Source organism: Chamaesiphon sp. VAR_69_metabat_338 (assembly GCF_031423935.1).
In the GTDB taxonomy this organism is placed as follows: Bacteria; Cyanobacteriota; Cyanobacteriia; order Cyanobacteriales; family Chamaesiphonaceae; genus Chamaesiphon.
Map to the genome: position 1 here is coordinate 1 of NZ_JANPGM010000427.1, position 11,546 is coordinate 11,546.

Annotated in this window: 9 protein-coding genes and 1 pseudogene; 4 read left to right on the forward strand and 6 right to left on the reverse strand. The window is 50.2% G+C overall.

All coding sequences use genetic code 11. The annotated features are described in order from the left end of the window. On the forward strand, positions 1-1,161 hold a 1,161-nt coding region (gene trmFO / locus RMO84_RS11775; RefSeq protein ID WP_310488648.1), incomplete at its 5' end, for an FADH(2)-oxidizing methylenetetrahydrofolate--tRNA-(uracil(54)-C(5))-methyltransferase TrmFO. Further along, complete coding sequence (locus RMO84_RS11780; protein WP_310488649.1) at positions 1,148-1,717, forward strand: hypothetical protein; 570 nt, start codon at positions 1,148-1,150, stop codon at positions 1,715-1,717. The genes trmFO and RMO84_RS11780, both read left to right, overlap by 14 nt. On the opposite strand, the pseudogene RMO84_RS11785 reads toward RMO84_RS11780, so the two are convergent. The 5 genes and pseudogenes from RMO84_RS11785 to RMO84_RS11805 all read right to left on the reverse strand — a co-directional run. Beyond that, positions 1,658-2,011: pseudogene (locus tag RMO84_RS11785) on the reverse strand (RRXRR domain-containing protein); the annotation flags it as partial. The gene RMO84_RS11780 and the pseudogene RMO84_RS11785 sit on opposite strands and share 60 nt — an antisense overlap. A 508-nt stretch (positions 2,012-2,519) precedes the next feature. Beyond that, on the reverse strand, positions 2,520-5,240 hold the full coding sequence (gene cphA, locus RMO84_RS11790; protein ID WP_310488651.1) for a cyanophycin synthetase: 2,721 nt from the start codon (positions 5,238-5,240) through the stop codon (positions 2,520-2,522). Between the two features lie 154 nt (positions 5,241-5,394). Further along, a complete protein-coding gene (locus RMO84_RS11795) occupies positions 5,395-5,526 on the reverse strand; it encodes a hypothetical protein (protein ID WP_310488652.1) in 132 nt (43 codons plus the stop codon). A gap of 31 nt (positions 5,527-5,557) precedes the next feature. Next, a complete protein-coding gene (locus RMO84_RS11800) occupies positions 5,558-6,421 on the reverse strand; it encodes a cyanophycinase (RefSeq protein ID WP_396135838.1) in 864 nt (287 codons plus the stop codon). A 290-nt stretch (positions 6,422-6,711) separates the two neighbouring features. Then, positions 6,712-8,811, reverse strand: coding sequence for a TIGR00300 family protein (locus tag RMO84_RS11805; protein WP_310488654.1), 2,100 nt, complete (start codon positions 8,809-8,811; stop codon positions 6,712-6,714). A 479-nt stretch (positions 8,812-9,290) separates the two neighbouring features. Between RMO84_RS11805 and RMO84_RS11810 the strand changes: the two genes are divergently transcribed. Next, entirely contained in the window at positions 9,291-9,512 is a 222-nt protein-coding gene (locus RMO84_RS11810; protein ID WP_310488655.1) for a DUF4327 family protein, read from the forward strand. Positions 9,513-9,582: 70 nt separating this feature from the next. Here RMO84_RS11810 and RMO84_RS11815 read toward each other — a convergent pair whose 3' ends face one another. Beyond that, positions 9,583-9,816 (reverse strand): DUF2283 domain-containing protein, encoded by a 234-nt coding sequence (locus RMO84_RS11815; RefSeq protein WP_310488656.1) that lies wholly within the window; start codon positions 9,814-9,816, stop codon positions 9,583-9,585. A 305-nt stretch (positions 9,817-10,121) separates the two neighbouring features. Here RMO84_RS11815 and RMO84_RS11820 point away from each other — a divergent pair. Next, on the forward strand, positions 10,122-11,546 hold a 1,425-nt coding region (locus tag RMO84_RS11820), incomplete at its 3' end, for a transglutaminase domain-containing protein (RefSeq protein WP_310488657.1).

The window sequence follows — 11,546 nt, forward strand, 5'->3', positions numbered from 1 at the left end:
CGCCGGTTGGGTTCGATTATCATTCACAAAGCCGACCATCATGCCGTTCCGGCTGGGGGCGCACTAGCAGTCGATCGCGGCCAATTTAGTAGCGACTTGACCCAGACATTGGCCAATCATCCCCTGGTAGAATTTCGCCGCGAGAACGTGACCGAAATCCCCCGCGATAGTATTGTCGTCTTAGCGACAGGGCCATTAACCAGTCCGGCTCTAGCCGAGGATATCCAACGCTTTGCGGGGATGGATTACCTCAACTTTTTCGATGCTGCCAGTCCGATTATTGTCGGCGACTCGATCGATAAAAATGTTGCTTTTTTTGCCTCTCGCTACGACAAAGGCGAAGCCGCATATCTAAATTGCCCGATGAACAAGGAGCAATATCTCCACTTCCGCCAAGCATTGTGCGACGCCGAACAAGCCGAACTCAAAGATTTCGATCGCGAAACTGCTAAGTTCTTTGAAGCCTGTCTGCCGATCGAGGAATTAGCCCAACGCGGCGAAGAAACCATGCGCTATGGCCCCTTAAAACCCGTCGGCTTGTTCGACAGCCGCAGAGGCGATTTCAAAGCTCCTGAGAACCAAATTCACCGTCCCTATGCTGTCATCCAACTCCGCCAGGAAGATAAAGCCGGACAACTGTGGAACATGGTCGGCTTTCAGACTAATTTGAAATGGGGCGAACAAAAGCGGATTTTCTCCATGATTCCCGGCTTAGAACATGCGGAATTCGTCCGCTTAGGCGTGATGCACCGCAACACCTTTATCAATTCGCCCCAATTGCTCTCAGCCTCGCTCCAGTTTCACGCTCGTCCAGATTTATTAGCCGCCGGCCAAATTATCGGCACCGAAGGCTATACAGCAGCAGCAGCAGGCGGTTGGCTGGCAGGGACGAATGCCGCGCGGCTGGCTTTGGGCAAAGAACCGATCGTCATGCCCAATGTGACGATGATGGGTTCGCTATTTGATTTCATCAGCACTGCCGAGCCAAAATACTTCCAGCCGATGCCCCCGAACTTTGGCATCTTTCAAGAGTTGCCGACCAAAATTAAAAACAAGCAAGAACGCTACGGTGCTTATCGCGATCGATCCTTGAGTGCGATCGACGAACTAATTGCCAGCCAATTAGCACCCAAATATGCGATCGCTCATGCCGCGATTTAGATTCCTATTTCCGAGCGATTATTTCCAACCCAAACAGGCTGATGCGGATTATTTGGAGCAATTTCAGTGTCTCCACTCGATCGGCTATTCCACATCAGTCATCTGCTTGGAGAACTTAGGTTCGGAATCGGCGCAAATTTACCCCGCTCCAGAACCAGGTGAAATATTAATCTATCGCGGCTGGATGCTAGCGCCTAGCGACTATTCATCATTAGTTGCGGCAGTCGATCTCGCTGGTGCCCAGATGTGGATTTCCCCAGCAGAATATGTCGCCACCCATTATTTACCCAATTGGTATCCCTTAATTAGCGATCTCACGCCAGAAACCCATTGTTTCGATGCTGACAACAATTTAGAACGGGAGTTAACCAAACTGGGTTGGAACAGCTTTTTTATCAAAGATTATGTCAAATCGCTAAAAACCTCGATCGGTTCGATAATTCGCCACCCTTCAGAAATTCACGCAGTCGTAACCGAAATGCAGAAATTTCGCGGCTCGATTGAGGAATCGAGCTTGACGATAGCGAGTTTTGCGGCTTCTTCTGCCACGTCGTAATTGACGGCGAGACAACAAAGCAGCCTTGATAGTTGCGCCACGATGAGTTAGTTCAGCCGCCCAAATAACTTTATCGTTTTGGAGTAAAGCGATCCCAGTAGTTTTGCTACCAGGGTCAAGCTTAACAACGATAGGAGTTGGGGTCTGATTAACCTCAGATTTGAGAATAATCGTAAAAGGGTACATTCTATAGACAGCAGCTTTACCAGCATTGAGAAGCTTTCTAGCTGCCCCTGGTCGAATGGGATCTAGTGGTTGTTTGTTTGAGTTGAGAACTAGTGCGAAATTGGACATAAATGCCCCTCCTTACGGGTAAAGTTTGCTTAGTTAAGGTTAGAAAGGCTTGTTAGGCTGAAAGCACTACTCCAGTGACCTTAAAGTTGTTTAACTGACAGCGACAGAGCAGGAAACTAGCACGCATTTACAGGGTGTCGTGACCTATCTAACATAGCTAGATTGCTCTAGCTGAGACTGGTCAGCACGGCATTAGACTAAGTAGCCTGATGCCCCGTCTCTTCAGAGCGGGGTTGCTGACTAGTCAAGAGAATGATACTATCAGCCCGAATCGGATCGACATTTAACTCAGTTGGACTTAGCTCAACTAGAGAGACTCGATCGCCAATCGATCAACTAGATATATCTTCCGGAAAGTTCTCCGCTAAATATTTACAAGTATTGTCATACATGCAGAATCAGCTTAATGCTCGCATCATTTTAGCATTCTGAATCGAGCGATCGACAATAACATCCGGTGCGAATATACACACGACAACGCCGACCTCCTCGAAACAGTCGCTACTAATCAACTAACACAATTGCCATTATTACTAGCAGCATATGCATTCAAGACTGGTACTTCGGTGGTCGCTTCTGGTGTGAATGTGGCATCCAGACGATCGGGAATCGGATTGCGAGCCATAATCAGCGCGATCGCGCGGCTGACATTATCGGGGAAGATCGTCACCAAGGCATGTTCGGGAGCATGATCTAATGCCCACACGATCGCTTCGGCCTCATTGAGCATAATCGAGCATGCAGATGTGGCATCTGCGGTTGGCAATACTTGTTCGACCCCCTGCACGATAAGTTCGGCGACTTCACCCCAAGCGCGACCGCGATTATCATCATCTTCTTTGACGATAATGCGATCGAAAAATGTCGCCGATAGTTTACCTAGTTCGATCAGATCTTCATCGCGGCGATCTCCAGGGCCACCCACCACCCCAATTGCGGGGCCAGTCCAGTTTTTGACAAAGCTACCAACCGCCGCATATCCAGCGGGATTATGGGCATAGTCTACTAGCACGTGATACTTGCCGAGATTGAATAAATTCATCCGGCCTGGTGTCTGCTGGGTAGAGGCACGGAAGCTCTGTAAAGCAGATCGAATCTGCTCGATCTTTACTCCCTGCACGTAGGCGGCTAAACTAGCTGCGAGGGCATTAGCAATCATAAATGGGGCGCGTCCGCCTAAAGTTAGTGGCACCCGCTCGACTTGCTCGATCCGGTGTACCCGCTCCTGCTGCAAGATGGTCAGATGCTCTCGATCGTAAACTGCGGCAATTCCACCTCGGCGAACATGGGATCTTACTAGTGGATTGTCAGCATCCATCGAGAAATACGCCACCTTTCCGCGCACCTGGTCGGCCATCGCCGCGACGCGTTCGTCATCGGCGTTGAGGACGGCATAGCCATCCGCATGTACGGTTTCGGCGATGACGGCTTTGACCTTGGCCAATTGATCGATCGTGTTAATATCGCCCAGCCCTAAATGATCGGCAGCTACATTCAAGACGACACCGACATCGCAACTTTGGAAGGCCAATCCCGATCGCAAAATCCCGCCCCGTGCGGTTTCTAAGATCGCGATATCCACAGTCGGATCTTTGAGAATAATCTGCGCACTTTGCGGCCCAGTTGTATCGCCCTTTTCGACCAAGCGACCGCCGATATAAATCCCATCAGTCGTGGTAAAGCCCACTGAATCGTAGACCTGACTGAAAATGTGGGCGATCAATCGCGTGGTCGTCGTTTTGCCATTTGTGCCCGTCACTGCCACGATCGGAATCTGGGTGGGGACATTGGGCGGAAATAACATCTGGAGAATCGGTGCGGCGACATTGCGACCGACACCTTGACTGGGGGCGATATGCATCCGCAAACCAGGCGCGGCATTGACTTCGACGATCGTGCCGTCGGCTTCGCCTAGCGTTTTGGTGATATCGGTAGTAATCACATCGATCCCGGCGATATCTAAGCCGATAATTTTGGAAACCCGTTCGGCCATCCACAAGGTTTCGGGGTGGATCTCATCAGTTCGATCGATCGCGATGCCACCCGTGCTGAGATTGGCCGTTGCCCGCAGGTAGCAGGTTTGCCCCGCTGGCAGGATCGTCACGAGGGAGACGCCCTGACGGCGGAGCATTTCATCGGTCGAGTCATCTAGCTCAATTTTGGTAAGCATGTTGTCATGACCATTCCCGCGCCGCTCGTCTTGATTTTCCCGATCGATCAGAGCTGCGATCGTTGTCTGCCCGTCGCCGATCACATGAGCTGGCACCCGCTCGGCCACCGCGACAACCTTATGATTTACCACCAAAATCCGATGATCGCGTCCTTGATAAAAATGCTCGACAATCACGCCACTAGAGACTTCTCGCGCCCGATCGTAACCGACTTCGGCATGCTCCCAATCCTGAATATCGATCGTAATTCCGCGCCCGTGATTGCCATTTAAGGGCTTAATGACGATCGGATAGCCACCCAATCGGTCGATCGCCGCTGCTAGTTCGCCGAAGGAATAGATCGTCATCCCTTTGGGTACGGGCACACCCATACTTGCCAAGATATTTTTGGTTTTTTCTTTATCGCAAGCCAGCTCGACCCCCAGAATATTGCTGTGGGAAGTCAGTGCCGCTTGGACACGTTTTTGATGCTTGCCGTAGCCAAATTGAAACAGATCGCACGACTCCAAGTGCAGCCAGGGAATCCCCCTCGATTCTGCTTCTTGAGTCAAAGCGTCGGTACTCGCTCCTTGGGCGGCATCCGTTCGGATTTTAATTAGATCTTCCAAGTCTCGATCGAGTTCGGCCTGGGGATAAGTGCCCAGCTCAATAATGCTCTGACACAAGCGCAGCGCAGCTCTGGCGGCATATCGTCCTGCTGATTCGAGCTGGTACTCGATAACTACTTGATAGATGCCTGGATTCGCCGTCTCGCGGGTGCGACCGAATCCCACCGGCATCTCTGCCAAGGTTTGGAGTTCGAGGACGACGTGCTCCAAAATATGACCCATCATCGTCCCTTCCTGCACTCGACTCAAAAAGCCACCTCGACAACCGGGCGAACAATGATGCTCTTCCAAACTGGGCAGGATGGCAACCAGGCTGTCATAAAAGCCTGGAATTGTATTGGAAGGTCGATCGGCTAGCTCCTCCAAATCCAATCGCACGAGAATCAATTTTGAGCGACGGATGCTCCAGTAGTTGGGGCCTCGAAGGGTTTGGGTTTGGAGGATTTTCATATCGATCGGATGGCTTTTGTCGAGTGTACATTCAAAGAATGAAACGTTGTGATTTTTAAAGACAGAAATTCGTCAATTTATTATTACAAAAGTCTACCGTGGTATGGCTACTCCATACTCAACTCTCGGTTTGAATATTTTTTAGTCTGAACTATTAGTTAATTTCAGATCGAATCTCTAATTCTGTATTCGCCGCTACATCTCTCGATCTCAACCACGATAACTCACGGAAATCGGCCATTTGAGTGGGATGCAGATCGATCGACGCAGTCGGTATTGAAACCACCTAAAAAATCCCCTCCTAGGAGGGGATTTTTCTAATACCGTGGCATGACGGGGGAAGGTAAGACAAGACGCTGGCGATAGTTGTAGCGATCGCCTTGACTCAGAATGTGGACTGTCAGGTTGTGTAGACTCAGGGGCGCACTTTGACTGGAAGAGAGATAATTTGTGTGGGTCAATTTGCCCGGATCGATAATCGTGATGGTGCCTTTCCCGATGACTTCAAAGGTGCTGTCATCCTCAAAAGCGGCGCAGGTATCTTCATCGATGCCGACACCTAATTTATCGGGATGAGCGGCGATCGCGCTCATCAAGCGCGCCATCCGATTGCGATTGTGAAAATGTTGATCCACTAGTAGATCTGGGAAAATACTCAATCCAGTAGTGAGATCGACTAATGATTGACTGGGCGAGTCGCCACTACTACCGCCAGAAATCATCTTCTCACCGATAATTGCTGCCCCAGCACTGGTTCCAGCCAAGACAAGATCGCCGATGGCAATTCTTTGTTCGATCGCTGCCATAAACTTGCTGCTACCAATCAGATCGCGCAGCCGCAATTGATCGCCACCAGTCAAAAAAACGCCAGTACATGTGCTTAGGACATTCAGCCAACGTTCTTCGTCACATTCTTTAGGCTGACGAATATCGAGGATCTGCACTTGCTGGGCACCCATCCCCTTAAAGATCTGGTAGTAGCGATCGCCGACGACGCTGGGTTCTTGAGAGGCACAGGGAATAACGCCGATGGTCGCCAGTTTGGCCCCCGCACTGTTAAAGAAGGCATTTAAGATGGCGCAACCATTGACTTTATCTTCTGCTCCACCAATAACCATTACCGGATAATGGGTAGGACTAACCATGGATTGTTGAGCCAAAACAGGCTTGAGTTCGAGCATAAAATGATTCTAAGTGTCCCATCATATCACCGTGGTCGGGCAAAATCAAAGTTGGCTTTGCAAACAGTTGACTACGCTGTATTGTTCCAGGGTTAATTTATTGAAAATAGGAAAATAATTTTGTAGGTTGGGTTGAAGCCCTCGAAACCCAACACCCTCAGCGATTACCTCCGGTAGGCTTCGCCAACGATTTTGGAGATGTTGCGGCGCACGAGCCGGAGGTTTCCTCCGGCGTAGAGTGCGACAAGACAGGGTTTCACATTCGTTCAACCCAACCTACAGGTTGATTTCTACCCCCCATATTGCCCAGTCAGTTTATTGAGTTGCTGTACCAACAGACTCAAGAATAACCCGACATCCGTAACGACACCGATCGACTCGATCGAGCCGCGATCGCTTAGTTTGGTCACTACCGCTGGATTGATATCGATACAGACCATTTTCACCCCCGCTGGGGTCATATTTCCCACCCCGATCGAGTGGAGCATACTCGATAGCATCAAAATCAGATCGGCACCTTCAATCAAGCGGGCATAGTCGGCTTGGGCGGCAACCAAATCCATCTGCGTATCTGGCAAGGGGCCATCATCCCGAATCGACCCAGCGAGGGAGAATGGTACGTTATGTTTGACGCATTCGTACATCACCCCACTTTTGAGTACGCCCTGTTCCACAGCCTGAGCGATGCTACCACAGCGACGAATCGTATTGATCGCTTTGAGGTGGTGGCGGTGTCCGCCATGTACGGAGATGCCGCGCTGCATATCCACGCCCAAGGAAGTACCCATTAGAGATTGCTCGATATCGTGAACGGCGATCGCATTGCCGCCTAATAGCGCGTGGACGTAACCCTCGCGAATCAGTTGGTTCAGATGCTTGCTCCCGCCAGTATGAATCACTACAGGCCCCGCGACTACCGCTACTTTCCCGCCGCGATCGCGGATTTGGCGCAAGTCCCAGGCAATTTGTTCGACGACTAATTCGACCCGCCGTTCGCTGGATACCCCCGCACCCATGAAGCTAAATTCTTCGGTGGCGACTTTCTTAATTGTGGTGGTATTGCGTTTGGTGCGAATCCCCTCGCTACCAACTACCACCGATTCGCCCACTTGAAGATCGCGCAGCAGCTTGCACCTGGCGATCGATCCGGTTGCTGCCTGAGTCACGGCGATCGCCCCATCCATCCGCTGTCCCTGCACCTTAATCCACTCACCCTCGATCGCGATTTCGGTTGGATAAATCGTCGTCGCGTAAAAGTCATCAGCCGCAACTCCAGCCTGAGTTACGGGCGCGAGTGTGGCATCGATCGTTTGCTCTGACGCACTCACCGCGCCCAGATCGATCAGTTGTCCCATAATATCCGCCATCACCACCGCGTCGGGAGCCGAAACCTTCACCTCTGCGGCGGAGGTATCCAACCGCTGTGCGCCCAGACTAAAATTTACCACTTGAAAACTACCGCCGCCAGCGACAATCGTATCGAGCACGCGATTAACTAAACCAGAATCGAGTAAATGTCCCTCTAGCTGCACCGTCCGGCTTTGAATTTTCGAGGCTTGGGGTGACTCATGGTAAGTTTCGGTGACTCTGAGCGTCAGACATTTAGCCGCGCCGCCAGCTTTGAGGAATTCCGTCAGCGGCGTCTCGACAACTGTAAACCCGCGCTCCTGTAAGGTGTGCTTGAGGCTATCGCTAGCTTTATTTACCACGATGACGCGCTCGACATTCACTGAATTACAAGCAAAATTGACCGCATCCGCCTCGGCGATCGCGATCCGTTTTTCTGCTGGCACGCGTAACTCGATCAGTCGGTTGGAATAGGTATCAAACGCGGCTGGATAGTACAACAAGTAGCCATCAGTCAGCGGACAGAAGCAGGTATCCAAATGATAAAACCGTCGATCGACTAACCGCAGCGATAGCACTTCAACATCTAACCACTGCGCCAAATAAGCATGGGAATCTAGTTCCGATCGAAAGCCGTAACCCGCCCACAACCACTGTCCGCCGCGATCGAGCAGCGCATCGCCCGCGCCCTCAAATGGCAAACTTTTGGGCAATGTATGCACCTTAAAACCTTGGCTTTCAAACCACTGTTGAAAATAAGGTTCCTCACCCTGACGTTCGGGGTGGAAAAAGCGACTGAGGACGACTGTCTTCCCCAAAATCAGCCCTGCATTGGCGGTAAACACCATATCTGGCCATCCTGGCTGTGGCTCGACCAAATCGATCGTCGCATAGTTCTTCAAAACCTGGTAAAGCTGCTCCCACTGCGCCTCGGCTTGCTCCCGCGACGAGCGATGAATATTGCCTTCCATCCAGGGATTAATCACATAATCGACTTCGTAATGATGGGGCGCGCACATCAAAATTCGTACAGCATTATTCATATTTAATTTAATAGCGAACGGGATTTAACTTAGTCGAGACAATTGTATCTTAGCGGTACATTTACGTATTAGCTGAATCGAACATAAATGACCCGACCAGGCCATGAACTTACTGAAGCAATTGTATCCTATAGATACAATCATGCGGATTAGCCGAACCAAGAATAGCTGGAATGCTACAGGGCTTAAGTTAGCTGAAAGATTGTATCCTGTAGACATATTTAGGTGTAGACCGAATCAAAATTGCTGCAATTGACCCGATCGGATCGATCGCTCCAATTGTAGTAATTGTCTGTCCAGCATCGCAAAATCATTTATAATAAAAATGTATCTAAAGATATATTCTTTGACTCAATTGGCAATTGAAGTATGTCGATCGATAGATGTCAATAGATAGAAAGGTAGTGAATAATACCAAACGAGCGGCGTTGAAGCATCTATTGCCGCTGTGACACTAATTTTCACAGGAGGAAAGGATCGTGGCTGTACTAGAACGATATTGTCTTAGCGACCTACAAGACGAAGTGCGCGCCCTCGTCGCACGCGGATCTGTCGATCGTCAGCAACGGATCTACGAACTCAAGAAATTTTTTGGCGATCGCCAATGGCAGGAAATCGAACACCTCGTCAATGAATACGATTATGTATTGCGAGGTCGGGTTATCGATCTGATTGGGGAAGAGTCTTGGACGAATGATTGATTTTCGATCTTTCTTTTTTAATACCTCCCCCGCTCCCCACAGCACTAGTACGACCAAAAGTAAGAGCAGCCTACTCCCGCTCTTTTGGTCTAGGTTTGTCGAGATTGGCTTCGCCCACCACATAGCAGATGGAATAAGGATTATCGACCTTCGTCGATGCCTTAGCGATTTCCAAACCGATGATATTGCCATCAATGTCATAATCGATCGTCAAACCAGGGGCAAGTTCCGCCGTCTCTTCGACGGTCATTTCGATCGTGGTAATTTGTAAAATATCCTTGTCCGGGTCATAAAGAACCTTCATTAGCTGCTGTATCCTTGGCGATAATAACGCTCGATCGATATTCTAGACTGTAGTTGCGATCGACATGCCGAACATTTACCTACTTAAATATTAATACTGAGAGAAAAATCTCTAATCTCGATGCTCGATCGATCGATAAGGCAGCTCGAATCGATCGCGAATAACTTCAGGGCGATCTTCATTGTGGGTAAGTCGATTCTCCGTTCGCGCAGCGTTCCGCAGGAAAGAAGAGGCTACGCCAGCGAAACAAATCTGCGGCTAGCTGGAGAGATATACTTAAATATAATATTTTGAGCTATCGATCTATGCCTAAGCCTGAAGGCGCGCCCTCTTCTCATCTATCATCGCATTCTACCATTCGACCGATCGGTGTTTATGCTCTCTCAGGACTGGCAGTAGCAGGCGAACGACTCCTCTCCGTAGATGCGATTCGCGGCTATTTGGTAAGTATCGATCCCCTCACCAACAATACGACGATTCTCAATCCGCATCATGTTGCCGATTGGATCGGGGTGAATGGATTGACTGTGTGGGAAGACACCTATTGGTTTGCTAAGGAGCAAGAAGTCATGTGGTGCGGTAGTGGCACCGCATCTGCGGAAAACGATCGAGCATTGGTGCCGAAAACCTTTGCGCGATTACCTTATCCAGTCAATGGCATTGCGATCGATGGTGCGCTTGTATACGTCAGTTGTCAAAAATCTGGCTATATTCATATTTTCGATCGCGCGACTGGTGCCACCACTGGACGTATTCCCCAGCCTGGTATCGGCTGTGAAACCCTGACTATCCATGATGATGCGCTCTGGGTATGCGATCGAGACGAGCAAACCGTCTATTGTATCGATCGACATACTGGCAAAATTCAACTTAGCGCACTCACCCCCTTTAGCTCGCCGACGGGAATTGCCTTTTCCCCATCAGTCGCAGATGCCAAGCCGATTTGTTATGTCGCCTACGCCGACGAAGAAGCATATATTCGCGACGATCCCAATGCGAAATCTCCCTATCAATTAACATTCCGCGATCGCACCTTCATTCACCCGTTATACATCCACCACGATCCGATCGGGCATTACAGCCTATCGAATGGTTTTCTCATCGAACTATCTTACGTCGAAGAACTCCTCTCCCTCGCAGACGTCACCCTCGATCGAGTAGAGTGGCGAATTGCCCTGCCTTCTGATACTCTGCGCCAACGGGTGCGCCATGTCGAATCGATCGGGCATGAATACACGATCGAATCTCAAGGCGACCAAAAAGTAGCCGTCTTTAAATTTGACAAACTCGATCCCACGCGGGGCGGACTATTCGGCTGGAAAGCAGTTATCGAGATGTATGGACTCAAGTACTCGCTCGCTCCTGGCGATATCGACGACCGGCAAACGCTACCCGCCGAGCTAGCCCAGCTCTATTTGGTAGACGATGACGATCTGGCGATGGATACCGAGACGATGATTCGAGCGGCCAGAGAAGCGGCTGGTACCGAAACAAATGTGCTGCGGAAGATGCTCAAAATCCGCAACTATGTCTACGACAAGCTTTCTTACGGCATCCAACCCAAGATCGATACCCCCGATATCGCCCTAGAACGGGGCGTCGGCTCCTGCGGCGAATATGTCGGCGTCTTACTCGCCCTCGCCCGTCTCAATGGCATTGCCTGTCGGACGATCGGTAGATATAAATGTCCTCTCTATCCCGATCGAGTCTATCAACCCCTTCAGCCCGAT

Coding starts and splice junctions, on each gene's coding strand:
- RMO84_RS11780 (WP_310488649.1), top strand. CDS start 1,148: ATGCCGCGATTTAGATTCCTATTTCCGAGCGATTATTTCCAACCCAAA.
- RMO84_RS11805 (WP_310488654.1), bottom strand. CDS start 8,811: ATGAATAATGCTGTACGAATTTTGATGTGCGCGCCCCATCATTACGAA.
- RMO84_RS11800 (WP_396135838.1), bottom strand. CDS start 6,421: ATGCTCGAACTCAAGCCTGTTTTGGCTCAACAATCCATGGTTAGTCCT.
- cphA (WP_310488651.1), bottom strand. CDS start 5,240: ATGAAAATCCTCCAAACCCAAACCCTTCGAGGCCCCAACTACTGGAGC.
- RMO84_RS11815 (WP_310488656.1), bottom strand. CDS start 9,816: ATGAAGGTTCTTTATGACCCGGACAAGGATATTTTACAAATTACCACG.